17 protein-coding genes and 1 pseudogene are annotated in these 21,956 nt (G+C 61.1%); 5 read left to right on the top strand and 13 right to left on the bottom strand.

From position 1 onward, the window contains the following. Nucleotides 1-55: 55 nt before the first annotated feature. The 5 genes from AB4O16_RS21115 to AB4O16_RS21095 form a co-directional block, all read right to left on the bottom strand. The gene (locus AB4O16_RS21115) at nt 56-2,485 is read right to left on the bottom strand and encodes a TonB-dependent siderophore receptor (RefSeq protein WP_460155714.1); all 2,430 of its coding nucleotides are present in this window, start codon (nt 2,483-2,485) and stop codon (nt 56-58) included. Nucleotides 2,486-2,701: 216 nt separating this feature from the next. Beyond that, nucleotides 2,702-3,691, bottom strand: coding sequence for a FecR family protein (locus tag AB4O16_RS21110; protein WP_160387093.1), 990 nt, complete (start codon nt 3,689-3,691; stop codon nt 2,702-2,704). Next, nucleotides 3,688-4,260, bottom strand: coding sequence for an RNA polymerase sigma factor (locus tag AB4O16_RS21105; RefSeq protein ID WP_160387092.1), 573 nt, complete (start codon nt 4,258-4,260; stop codon nt 3,688-3,690). The genes AB4O16_RS21110 and AB4O16_RS21105 overlap by 4 nt, the downstream gene beginning before the upstream one ends. A 167-nt stretch (nt 4,261-4,427) precedes the next feature. Then, a complete protein-coding gene (locus tag AB4O16_RS21100) occupies nt 4,428-4,835 on the bottom strand; it encodes an HPF/RaiA family ribosome-associated protein (RefSeq protein WP_160387091.1) in 408 nt (135 codons plus the stop codon). A 213-nt stretch (nt 4,836-5,048) separates the two neighbouring features. Beyond that, nucleotides 5,049-5,996, bottom strand: a complete 948-nt coding sequence (locus AB4O16_RS21095; RefSeq protein ID WP_150718073.1) for a LysR substrate-binding domain-containing protein — start codon at nt 5,994-5,996, stop codon at nt 5,049-5,051. 135 nt (nt 5,997-6,131) lie between these two features. Here AB4O16_RS21095 and AB4O16_RS21090 point away from each other — a divergent pair, with 135 nt between their 5' ends. Beyond that, nucleotides 6,132-7,508 (top strand): L-serine ammonia-lyase, encoded by a 1,377-nt coding sequence (locus tag AB4O16_RS21090; RefSeq protein WP_160387089.1) that lies wholly within the window; start codon nt 6,132-6,134, stop codon nt 7,506-7,508. 303 nt (nt 7,509-7,811) lie between these two features. Continuing rightward, the gene (locus AB4O16_RS21085; RefSeq protein WP_160387088.1) at nt 7,812-8,129 is read left to right on the top strand and encodes a DUF3509 domain-containing protein; all 318 of its coding nucleotides are present in this window, start codon (nt 7,812-7,814) and stop codon (nt 8,127-8,129) included. Here the strand turns inward: AB4O16_RS21085 and AB4O16_RS21080 are convergent. Next, a complete protein-coding gene (locus AB4O16_RS21080) occupies nt 8,126-8,626 on the bottom strand; it encodes a phosphate-starvation-inducible protein PsiE (protein ID WP_008000650.1) in 501 nt (166 codons plus the stop codon). The genes AB4O16_RS21085 and AB4O16_RS21080 overlap by 4 nt on opposite strands. A gap of 276 nt (nt 8,627-8,902) precedes the next feature. On the opposite strand from AB4O16_RS21080, the pseudogene AB4O16_RS21075 reads away from it, so the two are divergent. Further along, nucleotides 8,903-9,142 (top strand): annotated as a pseudogene (locus tag AB4O16_RS21075) (YebG family protein); the annotation flags it as partial. A gap of 186 nt (nt 9,143-9,328) precedes the next feature. Here the strand turns inward: AB4O16_RS21075 and AB4O16_RS21070 are convergent. Beyond that, nucleotides 9,329-10,348: a Glu/Leu/Phe/Val dehydrogenase family protein gene (locus AB4O16_RS21070; RefSeq protein ID WP_460155713.1), complete on the bottom strand. Its 1,020-nt coding sequence runs from the start codon at nt 10,346-10,348 to the stop codon at nt 9,329-9,331. A 183-nt stretch (nt 10,349-10,531) separates the two neighbouring features. On the opposite strand from AB4O16_RS21070, the gene AB4O16_RS21065 reads away from it, so the two are divergent. After that, nucleotides 10,532-11,335 carry a SirB1 family protein gene (locus AB4O16_RS21065; protein WP_160387084.1) on the top strand — a complete coding sequence of 268 codons (804 nt, stop codon included), beginning with the start codon at nt 10,532-10,534 and terminating at the stop codon, nt 11,333-11,335. Between the two features lie 99 nt (nt 11,336-11,434). On the opposite strand, the gene maiA is transcribed toward AB4O16_RS21065, so the two are convergent. Genes maiA through hmgA form a run of 3 tightly spaced genes read right to left on the bottom strand, consistent with a single transcriptional unit; the run spans nt 11,435 to nt 14,695 of the window. After that, nucleotides 11,435-12,070 carry a maleylacetoacetate isomerase gene (gene maiA / locus AB4O16_RS21060; RefSeq protein ID WP_160387083.1) on the bottom strand — a complete coding sequence of 212 codons (636 nt, stop codon included), beginning with the start codon at nt 12,068-12,070 and terminating at the stop codon, nt 11,435-11,437. A 12-nt stretch (nt 12,071-12,082) separates the two neighbouring features. Then, nucleotides 12,083-13,387 carry a fumarylacetoacetase gene (gene fahA, locus AB4O16_RS21055; RefSeq protein WP_460155712.1) on the bottom strand — a complete coding sequence of 435 codons (1,305 nt, stop codon included), beginning with the start codon at nt 13,385-13,387 and terminating at the stop codon, nt 12,083-12,085. Between the two features lie 3 nt (nt 13,388-13,390). Continuing rightward, on the bottom strand, nt 13,391-14,695 hold the full coding sequence (gene hmgA, locus AB4O16_RS21050) for a homogentisate 1,2-dioxygenase (RefSeq protein ID WP_460155711.1): 1,305 nt from the start codon (nt 14,693-14,695) through the stop codon (nt 13,391-13,393). A gap of 163 nt (nt 14,696-14,858) precedes the next feature. Between hmgA and AB4O16_RS21045 the strand changes: the two genes are divergently transcribed. After that, nucleotides 14,859-15,656 carry an IclR family transcriptional regulator gene (locus AB4O16_RS21045; RefSeq protein WP_160387080.1) on the top strand — a complete coding sequence of 266 codons (798 nt, stop codon included), beginning with the start codon at nt 14,859-14,861 and terminating at the stop codon, nt 15,654-15,656. A 15-nt stretch (nt 15,657-15,671) separates the two neighbouring features. On the opposite strand, the gene AB4O16_RS21040 is transcribed toward AB4O16_RS21045, so the two are convergent. The 3 genes from AB4O16_RS21040 to AB4O16_RS21030 all read right to left on the bottom strand — a co-directional run bounded on the left by AB4O16_RS21040 (nt 15,672) and on the right by AB4O16_RS21030 (nt 21,541). Beyond that, the gene (locus AB4O16_RS21040) at nt 15,672-18,215 is read right to left on the bottom strand and encodes a helix-turn-helix transcriptional regulator (RefSeq protein WP_460155710.1); all 2,544 of its coding nucleotides are present in this window, start codon (nt 18,213-18,215) and stop codon (nt 15,672-15,674) included. Nucleotides 18,216-18,356: 141 nt separating this feature from the next. Beyond that, nucleotides 18,357-19,724, bottom strand: a complete 1,368-nt coding sequence (locus AB4O16_RS21035) for a DUF1329 domain-containing protein (RefSeq protein WP_460155709.1) — start codon at nt 19,722-19,724, stop codon at nt 18,357-18,359. 23 nt (nt 19,725-19,747) lie between these two features. Further along, nucleotides 19,748-21,541 carry a DUF1302 domain-containing protein gene (locus AB4O16_RS21030; protein WP_460155708.1) on the bottom strand — a complete coding sequence of 598 codons (1,794 nt, stop codon included), beginning with the start codon at nt 21,539-21,541 and terminating at the stop codon, nt 19,748-19,750. Nucleotides 21,542-21,956: the final 415 nt, after the last annotated feature.

Genomic DNA, 21,956 nt, shown 5'->3' with positions numbered 1-21,956 from the left:
GCGGCCTTCAGGCCGCCATCGCGAGCAAGCTCGCTCCCACAGGGAGAAACAGTCGTCAAAACTCCAAGGTGCTCGACAACGTCACCTGCCGCGAATCCCCCATCGACACAAAGAACCGGCTCGCCGCCGAGGTGTAGTAGGTACGATCGAACAGGTTCTTCACATTGAGCTGGAACTTGACCTTCTGCCCTTCGACCCCGGTGTCGTAGGTGGCGAACGCATCGGCCACGGTGTAGCTCGGCAGGTCGAAATCGTTCACCGCGTTGCCCGCGCGCTCACCCACATAACGCGCTCCGGCGCCGACCCGCAGCTGATCGCCACCGACAAGGGTGCCGAAGTCGTAGACCGCCGACAGCGAGCCGCTGTTCTTCGCCACATTCTGCAACTGGTTGCCTTTGTAATCCGGGTCTTCGGTGACTTCGGCATCGGTGTAGGCGTAGCTGCCGATCATGCTCCAGCGATCCGTCAATTGACCGCTCAGGTCCACTTCCAGGCCACGGGAACGCACTTCGCCGGCGGCACTGTAAATCGTGGTCGGGCCTTCGGCGTTGGCCACCAGCACGTTGCGCTTCTTGATGTCGAACAGCGCGATGTTGCCAGTGACGCGGCCCGGCAGATCAAGCTTGGCCCCCAGCTCCCAGGACTTGGCTTCTTCCGGCGCGATGCCGCCGTCAAGCACGGTACTGCTGCCGCTCAATGGCGCGATGGTCGAGTTGGGTTTGAAGGACTCGGTGTAGCTGCCATAGAACGACAAGGCATCGGTGTATTTGTACACCAGGCCCGCGCGCGGCACCCATTTCTGCCCGTTGCTGTCGGTGTTGGCGTGGAACGGCACGCCTTTGCCGGCGTACTGGTCGTACGTCTGGAAGCGTGCGCCGGCCACCAGAATCCACTGGTCGGTGAGGTGGATGGAGTCCTGCAGGAAAATCGAGTCGCTGCGCAGCTCATCGGTCTGTGCGCTGTCGGGAGCGCTGACAGTGGTACCCGGCACTTCCTGGCCATAGACCGGATTCACGTAGCTGAAGGTGGTGCGGCTTTTCTGGCGGATAAGGTCTTCGCGATAGATCTTGCGGTACTCGTCATCGATACCGAACAGCAGGTCATGCTGCATGCCCAGCAAATTGACGTTGCCCTCAAGGCTGGCGGTGGTGAAACGGTCGGTGCTGATCGCATTCTGGGTGCCGTCCATGCTGCGGGTCAGGGTGCCCTTTTGGGTGTCGATGGCGGTGACGCGCACCTGGCTGGCGTCGTAGGTTTCACGGTTCCAGCTGTAACCGAAGTGGGCTTTCCAGTTGTCGTTGAGTTCGTGATCGGCTTCGAAATGATAAAGGTCCGAACGCCCTTCCATGTTGTTGAACGGCTCGTCGAGACGCTCGTTGCGCGAGATGTCCAGCGGATGGTTGGTCCGTGGGTCGATCAACGTGCCGCGGTCAAACGGCGTGAGGAACTCGCGGTGCTCATAGGAGAACAGCAGGCTGGTGCTTTCGCCGTACCAGGCCAGCGACGGCGCGATCAGGCTCTCGCGATGCACACCGTAGTTGCGCCAGTAATCCTCGTCCTCGTAGTCCAGCACCATGCGGTAGGCCAGCCCGGAATCGCCGAGGGCACCGGTGCTGTCGAGGCCGCCGCCGCTGCCGTTCTTGCCGTCGTCATAGCTGGAACCGCGCACATTCAAGGCGTTGTACTGCTCAAGCTCAGGCTTCTTGCTGACCATGTTGACCACCCCGCCCGGATCCTGGATGCCGTAGAGCAGCGAGGCCGGGCCCTTGAGCACTTCGACCCGGTCGACGCTGGCGTTGAGGCCACGGCCCTGCACGATCGGCATGCCGTCGCGCATGATCGAGCCATTACGGTTATCGCCAAAACCGCGGACCATCACCGAATCCTGGGTGCTGCCCAGGGTGTTGGCCTGGGTGATGCCGCTGACATTGGCCAGGGCGTCATCGAGATTGCGCGGCGCCTGGTCGCGGATGACCTGGGCCGGCACGACATTGATGGACTGCGCGATTTCCTGAATCGGTGCCGAAGAGCGCATCACCGAAGAGGTCGGTGGCGGCTGGTAACTCATGGACTCGTCCATCACCGAGGTGATGGTGGTCGCGCCCAGGTTCAACGCACCCTCGGTCGGCCGTGGTTCCAGCGCCATGGTGTGGCCGTCGGTGCGACGGAACGTCAATCCCGAGCCGCTAAGCAAGCGTTGCAGGGCCTGTTCGGCGCTCATCTGGCCATTGACCGCCGGCGCATTGAGGCCGTACGGCGCTTCATCGGTGTAGACGACGCTGATGCCGGTCACCCGGCTGAAATCACTCAGGGCCTGGGGCAGAGGTTTGGCGGCCAGGGAGAAGCTGAACTGGGTACGCGACTGGTTGCTGCCGGCCTCGGCGGCCAGCGCCACGCTCAATGGCAGCAACGCCAATGCCGAAAAGCTCAAGACAGACACACTCAACCATTGTTTGACCGAACCCGATTTTGCCCTGGACTTCATTGCTCATGACCTGTGTAGAACCGCAACGGATGCGAATGACTCGCAGTTTCAGTCACTACACGGATGGCGATCGGGTTTACCTCAGCAAAAATCTGAAAATATTTTTATTGAAAGAACAGTGGCGTCTGACCCGACGTCTTCGCGAGCAGGCTCGCTCCCACATTTGGAATGCATTTCCCCGTGGGAGCGAGCCTGCTCGCGAAGAGGCCGGTCGTCTCAACGCAAAATAATCAGATGCCCCAACACCTGATGCTGCTCAAACCCCAACACCCCCTGCAACGAACTCAACACCGCCTGCGGGTTCCTGCTCGGAAAGCTGCCACTGACCCGCCGCATCGCCAGTTCATCATTGAGCAGCACGATCCGCCCGGGGTAATAGCGGCTCAGGTCATTCACCACATCGGCCAGCGTCGCCTTGTAGTAATTGAGCCAGCCCTGGCGCCATGCCAGCTGCGCTTCACTGTCCACCGCGTGGAGTTTTTCCGCCGTGCCTTTGCCGTAGGCCACTTGCTGGCCTGCGGTAAGAATTTGCTGTTCGGCGTGCTGCTCCGCCGTCACGCCCACCCGTCCGGACAACACCGTGACCTGCGCGCCATGGGGCTGCAAACGGACCTCGAACTGCGTGCCCAGGACCCGCGCCTGGCCTTTCTCGGCATCCACCACAAATGGCTCGCCGGTGTGGGTGACGCTGAAAAACCCGGCGCCGCGGCGCAGTTGCACATGCCGTTCGCCGCGACTGAAATCCACAGCGATGGCGCTGTCGGCATCCAGTGTCACCTGCGACTGGTCGGCCAGGGTGACGGTGCGAATCTGCCCCGGGGCCGAGACGTAATCCGCACCCAGGTCATCCATCCAGCGCGAGGGCTGCCAGCCGGTTCCGAGGCTGATCATGAGCAGCAGGCATGCAGCCATCGCCAGCACACCTGACCAGCGCCCGATCGCACTGCGCCGCGGCTTGTCCATGGCGTTGAGATAGCCCTGCAAGGCAAAAGCCTCTTCATCGGCGAGCGTGCGCGCCGGACCTTCGCTCAACTCCCACAGGACCTGCGCCCGGGCATATGCCTCGGCATGGGCGGGGTCTGCTTGCAGCCACTGGCTGAACGTCGCCTGGTCACCGCTGCTTGGCTGGTCATGCAACAGGCTCAGCCAGGCCAGCGCGGCCTGCTCCTGAGCGGGCGTCGGGGTGACGCGTTCGAAGTGGTTCACGGTGCTTTCCCTGGCGTACGCGGTTCAGGTTCCCGAAGGCTGGCCTTGCAGGCTTCGAGGGCGCGCATCATATGTTTTTCCACGGCACTTTGGGACAAGCCCATGGCCTTGGCGATCTCGGCGTATTTGCGGCCGTGAATGCGATTGAGCAAAAAGATCTGCCGCGTGCGCTCAGGTAGCGCACGCAATGCAGCTTCCACGTGGCGCAAATCGTTGCCCGCCTCCAGCGCCGCTTGCGGTCCGCTGCCATGGCTGTCCGGCGGTTCGACCATCAAGCCTTCACTGGCGCGGACCCGCGTGCCTTCACTGCGCAAATGGTCGATGGCGATGTTGCCGGCGCAGCGCAGCAGGTAAGTGCTGAGCTCCTCGACCTGCACCAGCGGCCGCCGCCAGAACCGCAGGAACAGATCCTGCACCAGATCAGCCGCCGTCGCCCGGCAACCGACGCGACGACTCACCAGCGCCTCCATTTGCGAACGCTGGGAGAGAAATACCTGGAGAAAATGCGCACGGTCGCCGCGGTGTTGATCGCGTTCGATATCGTGGGGCTCGGGGGGCAGAGTGATCATCGTTCACGTTTCGACCTGAAAACCGGTGAAGCCACGACAGCGTCAGGGGGCCGGAAAGGCCGCAATATTAATGATAAATATTCTCATATGCAAAAGGATCGGGCGAAAACAAAACGGGCCTGCAATGCAGGCCCGTTTTCATGGGAAGGTAAACAGTGAATCAGGTGTCAGCCGTTAAGCGCAGCCTGTTCGTTTTCCAGAAACTCTTCTTCCAGCAGCTGGTCGGCATGGGCGCCACTCTCGAGGGGCACCACATTGGCTCGTTTGCCGCGTAATTTGCCGAACATATGCTCCAGCGCATGTTCAAGTTTGGTGGCCGCTCCGTCGATCGCCTGCTCCATGGTGGAGGCTTTATGGGTGACGGAAACCGGTTGATGGCCTTTTGGCCGCGCCTCCAGTTGGCAGCGCATGTCGTGGGGACCGGGCTTGTCGCCGTTCTCGTCCCGCAGGTGAACCTCCACGCGTGTCAGGTCCTCTTCGTAGCGTTCGAGCGTGCTCTCAATGGTCGTACGTACCCACTCCTCCAGTCGTTTACTGCCTTGAATATGGTTATCGCTATTGACTTGGATTTGCATAGTTCATCCCTTATTTCAGCTAGCTCGCGAGAGGCCGGTCAGCTAAGCCCTTGGGCGTCATCACCGTGACCTCTTACTTACACAATCGGTCTGTACGCTGAACAATTCAACCCCTGAAAAAAGATAATTTTTCACACGCAAAAAAACCGGACAACGAGCAAAAGCGCTGTTAAGGTCGGGAGTTGGGTCGCCCTGCTCTTACGTAATAATTGCTCACATTTGCTGCTCCCCCAATGGGTGCAAGCTGCGAAAAACACCTGCTTCCTCCACCAGCCAGTCGTGCACCGCGCGCACACCCGGATGGCTCAATGCCCCCGGTGCGTACAGCAGCATGTAGCGCTTGTGATTGGGCACCGCCAAGCCGAAAGGCACGATCAAGGCGCCGCGTTCCAGCTCATCGTTGAGCAGCGTTCGCCGGGCAATCGCCACCCCCATTCCGGCAATGGCCGCTTCGATCGTCAGGTGATTGCGATTGAAGGTATGCCCGCGCCGCACATCTGCCCCCTCGAAGCCGATGGCGTTGAGGTAAAACTCCCACTCCGCGTACTCGTAGCTGCCGCGCCAGGCGGTGATGTCGTGCAGCAAGGGAAAGTGCATCAGGTCTGCCGGACCGTGCAGCGGCGGGCGACCACGCAACAGACCCGGCGCGCACACCGGGAAAATCTGCTCATCGAGCAAGGCTGTGGATAACAGGCCGGGGTAGCTGCCGTCGTTCAGGTCGATCGCCAGGTCGAAGTCGCCTTCGTGCAACGGCACGCTGCTGTCCTCGGCTACCAGGCGCAACTGGATGTCCGGAAAACGCTGCTGCAAACGCGGCAGGCGCGGCGTCAGCCATTTGCTCAGGAACGACGGAATCGAACGTACCCGCAGAATCCCGCTGATCATGCCCGCGTCCAGGCGCCGCAATTCCGCATCGATGCTGCCAAAGGCCTCGTTGACGGTCATGGCCAGCCGTTGCCCCTCAGCGCTCAGTTCCACCCCACGGGCGCGGCGATGAAACAGGCGAAAGCCCAGGCGCTCCTCCAACTGGCGGATCTGTTGGCTGACGGCTCCCGGTGTGATGTGCAGCTCTTCGGCGCAGCGGGTGAACGACAGGTGTCGCGCGGCACAGGCAAACACGTTCAGCCAGACATAGGTCTGGGCGTGTAATTGACGACTCATCGTTTAGTCCTGCTAAAGGATGTCTTAGGAAGTTTCGTTGGTCACGTAGGACCTTGACGGGCAGTATCGCTGAAATTGCGCTTGTCCTACAAAAATGGCGGCGATTCCTCTTCCATTCCTTGTACAGGCTTTAGCATGGCTATCAGTGTTTTCGATCTCTTCAAAGTCGGCATCGGCCCGTCCAGTTCTCATACCGTCGGTCCGATGCGCGCTGCCGCAACCTTTGCCCAAGCGCTGGTCGATCAGGGTTTTCTGGTTGAGGTGCGACGTGTGCAAATCCGCCTTTACGGTTCACTGTCAGCAACCGGCGTCGGCCACGCGACGGACCGCGCCTGCGTCATGGGCCTGATGGGCGAGTGGCCGGACAGCATCGACCCCACCAGCATCGACAGCCGCATTCATGCCCTGCGCGAAACCGGCAGGTTGTGTCTGGCAGGCATTGCGCAAATTGCCTTCGACTGGCAAAGCGATCTCCTGCTGCTCGACGAGAGCCTGCCCTACCACCCCAATGCCATGTCCCTGACAGCCTTCGGCGAAACCGGCGAACTGTTCGAGCAAACCTATTACTCGGTAGGGGGCGGCTTCATCATCGAGGCGGCCGAAGCCGAATCCGGGATCGCACCGGCCGGCGATGTTGTGCTGCCTTACGACTTCTCCAGCGCCGCCGAACTGCTCAAGTTGTGCAACGAGCACGGGCTGCGGGTGAGTGAACTGATGATGGCCAACGAGCGGGCATGGCGCAGTGATGCAGACATCCGCCAGGGCCTGTTGCACATCTGGTCGGTGATGCGCGAATGCGTCGAGCAAGGCTTGCGCCACGAAGGCATTCTGCCCGGCGGTCTGAATGTTCCACGCCGAGCAGCGAAACTGCATCGCAGCCTGCAGGAAATCGGCAAGCCGAATGTGATTACGTCCACCTTGTCGGCGATGGAATGGGTCAACCTGTACGCCCTGGCGGTCAACGAAGAAAACGCGGCCGGCGGGCGCATGGTCACGGCACCGACCAACGGCGCGGCGGGGATCATTCCGGCGGTGCTGCACTACTACATGAAATTCAATGCCGATGCGTCTGACGACGACGTGGTCGCGTTCTTCCTGGGCGCAGCGGCGGTGGGCATCCTGTGCAAGAAAAACGCTTCGATCTCCGGGGCCGAAGTCGGCTGCCAGGGTGAAGTCGGTTCTGCCTGCGCCATGGCCGCCGCGGGCTTGGCAGAGGTGCTTGGCGCAACCCCGGAGCAACTGGAAAACGCCGCCGAAATCGGTCTGGAGCACAACCTCGGCCTCACCTGCGACCCGGTTGGCGGCCTGGTGCAGGTGCCGTGTATCGAACGCAACGCGATCGCCGCGGTGAAAGCCATCAACGCCACGCAAATGGCCCTGCGCGGCAACGGCCAGCATTTCATTTCCCTGGATCGGGTGATCCGCACCATGCGCGACACCGGTGCCGACATGCACGACAAGTACAAGGAAACATCACGAGGCGGACTGGCGGTGAACTGGGTCGAATGCTGACCGTTTTGGTTGCACGCCCGCCGTTATTGCCCTGAAACGTGCAGAAACCCCCTGTAGGAGCGAGCCTGCTCGCGAAAAACCAGAAGGCACCGTGGGTGTCTGGGTTTACGCGTTATCGTTGACGACCATCGCGAACAGGTTCGCTCCTACAGAGTTTGTTTTTTGTCCGACAATTTTCTCGGCATGCCCCTTGCTACATCCTGACTGGAACAATGATGGCGAGATGGCCGGTGGTCTGGCATTGCGAACCAACCCGATCACGGCCGGTCAACAACTGCACGTTCAATCAGGCGGTGACGCATCATGGACAACCCTTTCCAGCTCATTACCGATGCCTTTGCAGCGGATTACCAGATCAACCTGAGCATCCAGGGCCTGGACGGCAACATCATGCTGACCCTTTCCAACAGTGGCCGCATAGTGGCCAAACGCATGATCAGCGCCGAACAGCGCAATGACCCGCAACGTCTCAAGCGACTGGTGCAAAGCATTCAATTCGGCATTGCCATCGAACAGGGCCACAGCGCCGTGGCCATCCTCGAAGCCATGACCGACGACGGCACGCGCAGCCTGCCGCCACCATCACCCAGTGGCCGTCCCCGACCCGCCATGGGACTTTAAAGTTCGCCCTTTTCCACTTCCGGGTGTTCACTGGAGCCCGCACCTGTCTTGCGGTGTGGGTTCTCGATCTTCACCGAAGGAAATTGCGACGAAGCGTAACGCACCACCAGGATCGCAAACGCCAGCAGCAGAATCCCGCCGCACAGGTAGATGATCCCCAGGTCCGGCGGGTTGTGGTGCGATACGTTGGAAATCAGCAGCCGCGTCAGCGCGGTGATTGCCACGTAGATCAGGAAGCGCACGGGCATGTGGTTGGTCTTGAAATAAATCCCGACCATCGCACCCAGCTCCAGGTAGATGAACAGCAGCAAGATGTCATCGATCTTGATGTGCCCCTCCTCGATCATCCCGAGAAACTCCATCACCGCCGCCCACGCGGTCACCGCACCAATGGCGAACAGCGCCAGGTAGTGAAAGGTTTCGACGAACAGATTGCCCAGTGACTCGGCCAGTTCATGCACGTTCTGCCGCAGTTTTTCGGCCCAGTTGATTTTCACGATGCTGCTTCCTTAGGTCGGTTCGACCGGATGATGCGGGTTGGACGTGACGGTTTTTCTGCATGCAGAAAAAAGGCCAGCCCATGATGGCGAGCCGCTCTGGATTACGCGCCGTGGCGTTTGGTCGCACCTGTGCAGCGCCTCGCCTGACAAATGCCGAAACCGGTCTACATTAAAAAGCCACTACCCAAAAGACAGGGTTTCGCTTATTCTTTAGCTGTATATAGATACAGTAGTCGAAATCGACAACCAATGTGAAGGCATGTGAGGTGGTGAATGGCCGTCGAAGTGGTATACCGCAGCAGCCGAGATCTGGAGCGCTTGTTCATGGATAAAGCCGAAGCTGACCGTCATGACAAAATGCTCGAGTTGGCCGAATTGCTGGCTGAAGTGTTGCAAAAAGCCGTTCCGTCCCTGACCGAGCAGCAGGTGGAAGAAGCCGGGATCTACATGGCGAAAAATCGCGATGTGTTCGCCAAGGCGTTCAAGAGCCAGCCGGACGCCCTGTCCGAACTGCTCAGCGCACCGGTAGAAGTCGCAGAACCCGTTGCTGTGGCCGAGGTCGTTGAAGCCGCCGAGCCGATTGCCCCGGTCAAACCTGCGAAGGCTCCCAAAGCCGCCAAGTAAGCAAGACGCAAATTGAACAGGCCCTGAGTCGAATGGCTCAGGGCCTTTTTCATGCCTGTGGAAAACTCAACACATTCACCGGTACAGCGCTTTCTCCGCCAACTCATCGGCCACCCGTGCCGGGGAGCGTTTTTCCGCCTGGGCGTGGGCGAACACCTCGGTCAGGCGCGAGCTGATTTTCGACAGGTGCGCTGTGATGGTCGAGAGTTCTTCGCCGCGATGCTTGAGTGACACGTAGATCAGTCCGCCGGCGTTGATCACGTAATCGGGCGCGTACAGGATGCCGCGCCGTTCCAGCTGGTCGGCGACGTCCAGATGTGTCAGCTGATTGTTGGCCGAGCCGGCCACCGCCGAGCAACGCAATTGCGACACGGTATGGCTGTTGAGCACACCGCCCAGCCCGCAAGGCGCGAGTATGTCGCAAGGTGTGCTGAGCAGCGCATCGTTGGCAATCGGATGCGCGCCGAGTTGTTCCATCGCCAGTTGCACCTTGCCGTGATCGATGTCGCTGACCAGCAGTTCGGCACCGGCGGCGTGCAGTTGTTCGGCCAGGGCATAGCCGACATTGCCCAATCCTTGAATGGCCACCCGCAGGCCTTCGAGGTTATCGCTGCCGAGCCGCGCCATGGCGGTACTGCGGATGCCGGTGAACACGCCCATCGCCGCGTGTGGCGCAGGGTCACCGGCTGAAGTGGTGCTGGTGACATGCTGGGTCTGTTGAGCGATGCAATCCATGTCCGCCACGGAAGTGCCGCTGTCGATGGCGGTGATGTAACGGCCTTCGAGCTGTTCGATGCAACGTCCGAAGGCTTCGAACAGTGCCGCCCGGTTTTCCACATGGGCCGGGCGCACGATCACCGCCACGCCGCCGCCCTGGGCCAGGCCGGCCAGCGCAGCCTTGTAGCTCATGCCCTGGGCCAGGCGCACGGCGTCCTCGACCGCGGATTCGTCGTTGGGATAGGCAAGGTAACGACAGCCACCCAGGGCAGGCCCCAGTCGGCTGTTATGAATGGCAATGACCGCCTTCAACCCGGTGACCGGGTCAACGCTCAGATGCAGCGATTCAAGGCGAGTACTTTGCATGAGAGCGAACATCGTAAGGCTCCCGAATCACTTCTTGTAGACGCCAGTATAGGCTTGCGCCCAAAAATTGCAGAAGCGCACCGGAATAAGCACGCCACCGATGCAGGCTTTCGGAAATAACCCGGGATCGCCCTTTTGCAGCACTGGACGAATGCCGGAGAGGGGGCTAAAACGAGGCATTGCCCGGAGATTCCGATGACCCCGCGCCAATCGTTTTTCACCTGCCTGCAACGTTCACCGCCCGCGCTGTTCGAGGCGGCGCTATGGATTGCAGCCGAACATGACAGCGAAGTGAAGCCGCAAGCGCTGCTGGCCGATTTCCAGGAGTTGCAACAACGGGTCAGTGGCGGTTTGCCGATGCTGCCGGTCAGTGAACTGGCCCAGCCGCTGCTGCGGCGCATGAACGATCTTGGCTTCGCCCAGGACGACTTCACACCCTTGCGCCCGCAAGTGGCACTGCTCGACAAGGTACTGCAGCGCCGACGCGGGCAACCCTTGACGCTGGGACTGATTGCGCTGGAATTGGCCAGGAGCCTGGAGATTCCCATGGTCGGGGTCAACTTCCCCGGGCATTTCCTGCTACGGGTGCCGGGCGCCGATCACTTGCTCGACCCTTGCGGCGGCCGTCGCCTTTATCCCAATGATTGCCGGGAACTGCTGCACCGCCAATACGGCCCGAACATGAAGCTCAGCGCCGAGCATCTGGCAACTGCCGAACCGGGGCAGATGCTGCAACGGCTGTCGCGCAACCTGCGCCAGTTGTACCTGTCCCACGACGATTTCATCAACGCCTTGATCGACGCCGATCGCGTCCTCGAACTGGGCAACGCCAGCACTTCCGACTATCTGGCCCGGGCCAGCCTGTACCAACGCCTGGACTGCCCGAACGCCGAGCGTTTTGACCTGGAGCACGCATTGCTGCTCAGCGACGATCCGATCCAGCGCATTCGCCTGACGGAACGGCTAGGCCATCTGCCGCCGAATTCAATCGTTCACTGACTCGCACTGTAGGAGCCGGCTTGCTGGCGATCAGAACGCCGCGGTTTTTCTGAATGGCCGCGTTATCGTTTATCGTCGGCAAGCCGGCTCCTACAGATTTCATGGCGTGTCTGGCTGGTTCGCCGGATGCGCCTCGATGAACGCCGGGTGCGTCGCCGCCAATGCCGCCACTCGCCGGATGCGCGGATAAGCCTCAAGGGAAACATTGAAACGTTCTGCCGCGTACAGCTGCGGGATCAGGTAGACATCCGCCAACCCTGGCTCGGGACCGAAACAGTAACCGTCATCACCGATCAACTGCTCCACCGTGGCCAGGCCTTGGCCAACCCAGTGGCCGATCCACTCCACCACCTGCGGTTCGTCGTGGCCCGACTGGCGCAGCCGATTGAGCACACTGACGTTGTGCAGCGGGTGCACATCGCAGCCGATCACCGCCGCTACGCCGCGCTCGTGAGCACGGGCAGCCAGGTCTTTGGACAGCAGTGGCACCTGTGGATAACGTTCCTCCAGGTACTCGATGATCGCGGGAGACTGGATCAGCAACTCGCCTTCATCGGTGCGCAAGGCCGGCACGCGGCCCTGTGGATTGATGCCCAGGTAAGGCGGCTGCCTATGCTCGCCGCCCTGCGGCGCGATCAGGTTCACGGGCACGGATTGATAATCCAGGCCCTTGAGCGCCAGCGCGATTCGCACCCGGTACGAAGACGTCGAACGGTAGTAGGTATAGAGTTCCATGCCCCGCTCCTCTCAGCGTGCCGGCAGCACTTTGCCGCGGCATTCGCCGAAGCCGATGGACGCAAACCCGTCGCGGCGGCAACGTGCGCGCAGGATGATTTCGTCACCGTCTTCGAGGAACTTGCGCACCTCGCCCGAGGCCAGTTCGATCGGCTTTTTACCGCCCTCGGTGATTTCCAGCAGACTGCCGAACTGACCGTTCTCCGGCCCCGACAAGGTGCCCGAGCCGAATAAGTCACCGGCCTGCAACTGGCAACCATTGACGCTGTGGTGTGCGACCATTTGCGCCACGGTCCAGTACATGTGCCCGGTGTTGCTCAGGGTCAGGCGATGGGCCGGCAGGTTTTGTTCGCGCATGGCCTCGGTGAGCAGCAGCACTTCCAGTTCGATGTCGAATGCGCCAGCGGCCTGATCGCGCTTGTCGAGCAGGTACGGCAGCGGCTGCGGATCGCCTTCGGGGCGCGCAGGCTGGGCACGACGGAACGGCTCCAGCGCTTCGGCGGTGACAACCCATGGTGAGATGCTGGTAATGAAGCTTTTCGACAGGAACGGACCCAGCGGCTGGTATTCCCAGGCTTGGATGTCCCGTGCCGACCAGTCGTTGAGCAGGCAGAAACCGGCGATATGATCGGCGGCGTCGCCAATGGCGATCGAGTCGCCCATGTCGTTGCCCTGGCCGATCCAGATGCCCAGTTCCAGTTCATAGTCCAGGCGCGCGCAAGGGCCGAAGGTCGGTTCGGTTTGACCGGCCGGCAAGGTCTGGCCTTTCGGACGGCGCACATCGGTACCGGACGGGCGAATGGTCGACGCGCGACCGTGATAGCCGATGGGTACGTACTTGTAGTTCGGCAGCAGCGGATTGTCCGGGCGGAACAGTTTGCCGACGTTCTGCGCGTGCTCGATGCCGACATAGAAGTCGGTGTAGTCGTTGATTTTCGCCGGCAGGTGCATCTCGCAATCCGCCGCCAGCGGCAGCAGTTTTGCGCCCTGGGCTTCGATCTTGCCGTGCAGGGTGCTGCCCTCGGCGAACAGTTCCAGCAAACGCACGCGCAACGCGACGCGAGCCTCGCGGCCCAGTTCAAAAAAGGCATTCAACTGGCCGCCACGGGTCGCTTCGACCGCTGTTTTCGCAGCGCCATCGAACAACCCGGCTTCAAGGGCCGCTTGCAGATCAAAGATATGTTCGCCGATGGCCACGCCACTGCGCGGCGCCGAGCCGTTGAGGCTGAACACGCCCAGCGGCAGGTTTTGCAGGGGGAAATCCGCGTGGTCGTTGGCGGATGCAACCCAGCTGCGAGTGATGGAAGTCTGCGTCATGGGTTATCTCCGGGTCGGGTCGAAAGTGGCGGGCAGCGTGGCCCAACAGGCATCGTAAGTGTTTTGCAGTTGCGGGCAATCAAGGGCGAAACGGCTCGGGCGCAACACCTGGCTGGTCTCGAACATGAACGCCATGGTGTTGTCGATTTTCGCCGGTTTGAGATCAGCGTTGACCGCTTTGGTGCACGTCTCGCCGTCAGGACCGTGGGCACTCATGCAGCTGTGCAACGAAGCACCGCCGGGTACGAAACCTTCGGCCTTGGCGTCGTATTCACCCTGGATCAAACCCATGAATTCGTTCATCAGGTTGCGATGGAACCACGGCGGACGGAAGGTTTTCTCGGCCACCATCCAGCGCGGCGGGAAGATCACGAAGTCGAGGTTGGCCAGGCCGTGAACGCTGGTCGGCGAGGTCAACACGGTGAAGATCGACGGATCGGGGTGATCGAAACTGACGGTGCCGATGGTGTTGAAACGGCGCAGGTCATATTTGTACGGCACGTTGTTGCCGTGCCAGGCGACCACATTGAGCGGCGAATGATTGAGCTCGCAGGCCCACAACTCGCCGAGGAATTTCTGCACCAGAGTGGTGGGTTGTTGCAGGTTTTCGTAGGCCGCCACCGGGGCCAGGAAATCCCGTGGATTGGCCAGGCCATTGCTGCCGATCGGTCCCAGGTCCGGCAGGCGCAGCGGTGCGCCATGGTTTTCGGCGACATAACCGCGCGCTTGCGGATCGAGCAGTTCGATGCGGAATTTAAGGCCGCGTGGCAATACGGCAATTTCCAGCGGCCCCAGTTCAAGCACGCCGAGTTCAGTGGCAATGCGCAGGCGCCCCCGTTCAGGCACCAGCAACAGCTCGCCATCGGCATTGAAGAACACGCGCTCCATGGAGCGGTTGGCGCGGTAGTTGTAGATGCTGATCCCGGTCGGTTTTTCTGCACCCGCGTTGGCGGCCATGCTCACCAGGCCGTCGATGAAATCGGTCGGCTCGGCGGGAATGTCCAGCGGGTTCCAGCGCAGGCGGTTGGGGGTCACTTCACCCAGCGGGCCGCCGGCCAGTTGCCGGTCCAGTTTAACGAACGCCGGGTGATTGGCCGACGGCTGAATGCGGTACATCCAGGTCCGCCGCGCCTCGCTGCGCGGCATGGTGAACGCCGTGCCGGAGAACAGTTCGGTATAGAGGCCGTACGGGGCTTTTTGCGGGGAGTTCTGGCCGACAGGCAATGCGCCGGGCAACGCTTCGCTGCTGAATTCGTTGCCGAAGCCTGACAGGTAGGCCAGCGCTGGCATCGTTGAATCGGGGTTCATGGAGCCTCCTGAACAGGGAGTCGGCAGTGGCCGCTCGCTCTGTTGCAGAGGTCGAGGCACGCCTGGGTTATTTTTATCGTAATTTGATTACGCATAACGTAATTTGATTGGTATTGACCGTCAAGCTATAAAGACGCCCATTCGTCCCGGGATCCCAGCCACCATGGAAAAAACCAGCGACAACAACGGTAAACAGAAAGTCCGCTCGGCCGAGGTGGGTACTGACATCCTCAAGGCTCTGGCCGAGTTGTCGCCCTCGACTTCGCTGTCGCGCCTGGCCGAACACGTGCAGATGCCGGCGAGCAAGGTTCACCGCTATTTGCAGGCCTTGATCGCCAGCGGATTCGCCGAACAGAACGCCGCCACCAACCATTACGGCCTGGGTCGCGAAGCTTTGCGCGTAGGGTTGGCAGCACTCAACAGTATGGACGTGCTGAAAGTCGCCGCCCTGCCCCTGGCCGAGTTGCGCGATGACTTGAACGAAACCTGCTTTCTGGCGGTGTGGGGCAATCAGGGCGCGACCGTGGTGCACATCGAACCGGCAGTGCGCGCGGTGACGGTGGTGACACAGCTGGGCTCGGTGTTGCCGCTGCTCAGTTCTTCGACGGGACTGGTATTTGGCGCTTACCAGCCCACGCGTGAAACCGTGGACTTGCGCGCCCGGGAACTGCAAGGCAGTACCGCCCACGCCCTGATGGATGACCAGGCGTACGCAACGATGTGCGAACAGATCCGCCAACGGGGCCTGCACCATGTGCATGGATTGTTGATGCCCGGAGTGGATGCCTTGTCGGCACCGGTATTCAACGCCATGGGCAAGATTGCGGCGGTACTGACCGTGGTCGGGCCGACTTCGCTGTTTCATGCTGATGAAAACGGTCCGGCGGCGCAGCGTTTGTTAGCCGCCACCCGTGCCGTGAGCTGGCGTATGGGCTTTGAACCCGACTCATCGACAACCTGAACACAGCGGCGCTGATCAGGCGGGCAGGATCAGGCCCAACCTCTTGCCCATCGCCACCGCTTGCGTGCGACGTTCAACCCCCAATTTGCTATGGATTCTACGGGCATGGGTTTTCACCGTATGCAACGAAATGAACAGCTGCTCGGCAATTTGTTGATTGGAACTACCCTGGGCAATCAGGCCGAGCACTTCCAGTTCCCGACTGCTCAGTAAACTGGCGTCCTGGGCTAACGCGGACACCGTTTCCTCGCCTTGTAAACGACAGATCAGGTTCGGCTGGCGCAAGTTCAGATCACGCAATGCCTGCTGCCCCTGACAACGCTTTACCAATGACAGACCGGCCTCCAGTGCAGCGCGGGCCATGTTCGTTTCGCCGGTCAGGTCCGCCACTTCGCAGATCGCCAACTGCAATTCCGTTTCCAGCGCCAGCATGGCGTGTTGTTGCGCATGCTCGAGTAACGCCTTGAGCTGATCCAATGGCCGGTGCGCCAGTTGCAGATGAGTCTCGGCCAACACCAACTGGTATTCGATACGCGCAATCAGCTGCAGTGTGGCCGGCGGCGCCTGGCGCGCGTGGGCCCCGCGGTAATGACGCAAAACCCGGGTCAACGCTTCCCGGGCCAACTCCGGGCGCCCTTGTTGCAACCAGAAATGACTGCTGATTTGCAGCAGCACACCGCGATAAACCGTGTCGGGGATCTGCCGTTGCTGCATCAACCGTTCAGCCTCGCGCAGGCGATCAAACGCATGGGCGTAGTCGCGTTGATTGGCCGCCCGTTGCGCCTGTCCGAGGAACCCGTACAACACGTGCTTGTCCTGACTGTGCAGGCAGTCAACAAGGCCCGCCTGGAAACATTCATCGGCCAGTTCATCCTGCCCCTGGCACAAGGCGAGCCGCCCACGCCGCAGGGCGATCCGTCCCAGCAGCGGCGTTGGTCGATCAGCCTGCCGACGGAGCATTTCCTCGATGTCGACCAACAGCTGAGCGGCTCGCCGGGGTGCGCCACGCTGTTCCAGCAACTGCGCATGATCGAGTTCGAGCAAGCCTTCAAACAACAACGACCCTTGGGCCCGCGCCAGACACAATGCGTCACGATTGAAGGCCTGGGCGGCATCGAGGTCGGCGTCAAGCAGCGCTTGCTGGGTCAACCCGGACAGACACAACAAGCGCGCGGGCCACGCATCGGCCGCCAGTTCGTCCAGCGCCTCGATAAAATGCGCCCGTGCCGCCGGCAGGCGTCCCTGCAAATGCAGCAACCACCCCTGTTGCGCCTGCCAACGCGCCAGCAGTTGCCGTTGCAAGGATGCCGTCGGTTGTGGGGCAAATCGCGACAGCTGCCCGATACAGGCAGCCGCCTGCTCGAAACGCCCGGCAAACAGCAACGCTGCGGTGATCAGCCCCACCCGTTGCGGCGTGCCCAGGGTCAATTGTTCACCCAGTTGCTCATGCAGCTTGAGTAACCATCTGACATTCTGACGCTTGAACAAATGCTCGAAGCTGAAGTGTTGCAACAGACTGACCGCCACTTCGAACTCCTGCGCCAACAGCGCCTGCTCGAACGCACCTTGCCAGTCCTCTTCGGCGCTGAACCATTGGCACGCGCGGCGATGCCAGGATCGCCCGGCCGAAGCCGGCTCTTCGCGCATCGCCCGCGCCAGTGGCTCGAAGATCCGCAACCACTCGACGGAGTCTTCCCAGGGTTCGATGAAGCATCCCCTTTCCTGCAGCGCGTGCAGCCATTTCGCGCCCTCACCGACACCGAAAAGATGCTCGCACAGACTGGCGTTGAAACGTGGCAGATGAACCAACACCTGCCAGACCTCCACCAACTCCGGCGGCAAGGTGTTCAACAACTCGTGCTGCAAATAATCGAGCAACGTCGTCGAACGCCCCTGCTCTTGCGACCAGGGACAACCGTTGAGTAGCGCGATCCGCACGCCGGCGCACCAGCCACCGCTGCGCTCGACAACCCTTTTGGCCGTTTGTGCAGCCAGGCTAGGCTCGACATGACCGAGCAACTGCCTGACCTCGGCCTCTGTAAAGGCCAGCGCGCGGCCTTCGCACTCGTACAACTCATCATCCAGCAGCAAGCGTGACCAGTTGCAGGCTGGGCGACGCCGGGAACCCAGCCACCAGGTCAGCGCCGGACTGGCGACGGCCAACAGGCGATCGAGCATCCGGTCGAGTTCCGGGTCGGGTGCACGGCAGAAGTCGTCGAGAAACAGCCAGGTCGGCGTCTGCAATCGCGCCAGATGCGCCAGCAGCCCGGGCTCATCCGTCGAAGGCAGCCCCAGCGCTTGCCCCACAAGCAACAGAAAATCGGCCGCGCTCGACGGCTCTCCCGCCAGCGGCAGCCAACAGACCCGACAATGCTCCGGGGCCAGCAGCAGGCATTCCGTGAGCAGCGCACTCTTGCCACTGCCGGCCGGCGCGCACAGCAACTTCACCCGAGCGGTCGAGACCAGCAACGCGCCTGTCAGCCGCTCGCGGGACAGATGGTGGGACGACAGTCGGGGCAGAAAACCAGAGCGGTCCGGACAGTGCGTCAGTGCGGTCATAGCGGTGCGCCTTTTTTATAATTCTGGCGCCACCCTAGACCCCTCCCGAGCGCTTGTTGAAGAAGTATTCAACACACTGATCGTCCCCTATAAAAAAGGTGACCGCGAAGTCACCCTTTTGTGTAGGAGCCCGTAGGAAACCTACCGAACCCCCGTACTCCGCAAGGCTGCCGGCGTGTAGTCCCCTGCTTTTGCGCTGACGTTGAATTCGAAGCTGCGTTTCTCTTCGTTCTTCATCCCCAGGGCGATGTAGCGACCGGCGATCAGGTCGTACAGCGCTTCGACGGTGTAGGCCGGCACCTGGTGATCGTAGTAGAACTGGGCATGCCCTTCGGCGACGCGCCAGAGCTGTCCGCGTCCGTCGTAGTGGTCGGCCAGCGCCACTTGCCAGCTGTCTTCATCGATGTACATGTGGCGCTTGGCGTACACATGGCGCTCGTTCGGCTTGACCGTGGCGACGACTTCCCAGACCCGGTGCAACTCATAGCGGGTCAAGTCCTGGTTGATGTGCCCGGCCTTGATCACATCGGTGTACTTGAGGTCGGGCGAATCGAGCTTGTAGCTGTTGTAGGGGATGTACATCTCCTTCTTGCCGATCAGTTTCCAGTCGTAGCGATCCGGCGCGCCGGAAAACATGTCGAAGTTGTCGGTGGTGCGCAGGCCGTCGGATGAGGTGCCGACACCGTCATATGCAACCTGCGGCGCACGCCGTACCCGGCGCTGGCCAGCGTTGTAGATCCAGGCCTTGCGCGGCTCCTTGACCTGGTCGAGGGTCTCGTGAACCAGCAACACGTTGCCCGCCAGCCGCGCCGGCGCGGTCACTTCCTGCTTGAAGTAGTTGAGGACGTTGTCGTCGCTGCCCGGTTTCAGATCGCCGAGCAACGAGGGTACGGCAACCTCGTCCCTGAAGCGGATCACGGTGAAGTCGCCATTGGCCTGCGGTGTCGCCTGGGTGATGGTGCGCCGCAGATTGCAGCCGTGGTAACGAGTGATGTGGTTCCAGATCACTTCCACGCCATTCTTCGGAATCGGGAAGGCGTAGTAGCGATTGCCGGTGAAATTGACCAGACCGTTACCGTCGTTGATCGGTGTTACGTTCAGCGCACTGCGCTTGGCCGACTCATAGATTTCAGCCGGCAATGCCACGGTGCGGTGGCTCGGGTAGACCGGAATCCTGTAGGTCTCGGGGTAGCGTTTGAACATCGCGATCTGGCCGTCGGAGAGTTTGTCCTTGTACTTGTCGACCGTCGCCGCGGTGATCACGAACAGCGGTTTTTCGCTGGCAAACGGGTCAGCCAGGAAACCTTTGCTGTCCACCGCCCCGGCGTTTTTCGGGATGCCGCCGGTCCAGGCCGGAATCGAGCCATCGGCATTGCCGGCCTTCTCGGCCCCGAGCGGTGTAAGGCTGGTACCGAGCTTGCCGGCTTCTTCCGGCGACACCGCGGCCATCACGTTGGCGGCGAGCAACCCGAGGGTCAGCGCGCCCAATTGCAACATCATCTTGCGCATCGAAATCATCCTTATCAGCCAGATCAGAAGTTCACGCCAAAGCTCAATGCCACGAAGTCACGGTCGGTGAGGACGTTGTAGTCCCCGCCGAAAAAGTCGGTGTAGCTGAGGCTCGCGGTGTAGGTATTGCGATAGTCCGCATCGACACCGAGGCTGACGGCCTTGGCGCCTTCGTTGAACAGGCCGTTGGGGCCATAGCCGGAAACATCGTGGGACCACGAGAGGTTGGGCCGGACATTGATCCCGGCGATGAGGTTGTTGTAATCGAGGATGGCCCGGGCGCGGTAACCCCATGACGTCGAGGTCACGAAGCCATCGGTATTGCCGCCAAAACCATACTGGCCATACACCGAGTCACGGCCATAGCGCAATTTGGAGCGAGCTTCCAGACCACCGACCCGGACCACCGCCGCCTCGCCCACCAGGGTCAGGCGATCCGCACCTGCGACCTGATCGATGAAGTGCGTCAGGGTGCTCTGGATCTGTGTCACTTCCTTGCGGCGGTAGCCTTTGTTGTCAGCCCCCGGTGAAGTGGCGATGGGCGATGCCGCGCCGCCTGCAATCGGATTGAGCATGGCCAGGGTCAGGTCATTGGTGTTGACCTGCACCGGGAGGTTGGGGCGGTAGCTGATCTCCCCGCTCCACGCGGTGCCGGTGGATAACGTGGTGGCGAAGCTCGCGCCGTAGAGACGGATGTCCTCCGGGTATTCGAGGTAATACTGGCCGCGACCGAGCATCACGCTTTGGGCCAGGCCTGAACCGCTGCCGGGCGCGATGCGGTTTGCCGCGGCAACGATCCCCGGAATGCTTGCCAGCGTACCGGCGCCGGCGGTGGTGGTTCCGACATTCGGGCTGCGACTGTGGTAGTTCATGAAATACAGGCCGTATTCGGTGTCGTCCCCCAGCCAGCGCAACGCCGTCCCCCACTGCCCGGAATCCCGGGCATCGCGGTCGCCACCACGGGGAACGATCACACCTTCCTTGCTGACTTCAAAGCCCTGGCCAAAGGCCGCTGCAATCGGCTGCAAGGGTGCAATGGCCGGGCTGGCGACGGTGTAGCCCGTGTTGCAGCCGTCCGCCACCACATCGACCCCAAAGAAGGTGCCGCAGTTATCGACGACCGTCTGGTCCCATTCCAGTTGATAGAAGCCTTCGACCGTCAGCTTGTCCGTCAGGCCCTGAGAGGCAAACAGCATGTTGACCGGAATCAGGCCTTCCTTGATCTCGGCGCCCGGTCGACGGAACGCGGAAACGTCGACCGGGTTGATGCTGTTGATCGAGTTGCCGATGAAGGTGCTCTCGCCCCAGCTGACCACCTGTTTACCGGCGCGCACAGTGCCCGGGAGATCGGCGAGGGAGTAGTTGTGATAGATGAAGGCGTCGAGAATTTGCCCGCCGGAAGACTTGGCGCCTTCTTTGCGATTGTGATCGCTGATGTCCTTGAACGGGCGGCTTTCATCCTTCAGCTCGAAGTCGTACCAGTACTTGCCACGCACAAACATGCCGGTGTCGCCGTACTTCAATTCGAGGTCGTGAATACCCTTGAAGATTTTCGAGAAGGTTTCGCCTTTCTTGAAATTCAGGCGCCCGTCATCACCGGTCGAAGCCTGGCCGGAACCGCCGTTGACGGTACCCACCAGGGCGTCATCGGCATCACGCATGCCCCAGCTTGCGCCGACCGACAACGAGGAGTCGAACGTCCCCTCGATTTCCCCGATGTTGAACGAAACGGCCTGAGCCTGGGCACAGCAGCCCAATGCAACCGCAGCCGCCAGCGCCTGCGGTGTGAAGATGGCGCGCATTGTTGTTTTTGTCATGCGTCTTCCCCGGTGAGTGACAGAAGGCCACACCCTACTGCCGGGCATCGGGGTCGATAAGCGCACCAAGGAGGTATTCGCGGTGTACCTCTAAAGGATGACTGACTATGGACATGACCCAGGCGGCGAGCGCCCGAAGCCTGACTGTTGCCGGGGCTGCAACAGTGCATGTCCGGATTCGGTATTTTTCCTACGACAGTAAGGGCTTATTCTTACCTGGCTGCCACGGTAAACCACGCAAGGCACGATGTGCCGGCCTGCGCCGTGATTGAAAGATTTCAGATGAATCGAGGATTCGGTTCATCGCCCCGTGTTCACTGACGTTGTTTTGTAGCTCCTGATCCAACGTCTTACTTGGCCGCTGCGTTTGCAGCGGCCTTTTTTATGGGCGATGGTTTACCGAAAATTAGTTACG

It is taken from the genome of Pseudomonas sp. S2_H10 (genome assembly GCF_054668285.1).
Note: the sequence above shows the minus strand (reverse complement) of the source record. Positions and strands in the feature narration are given on the sequence as shown.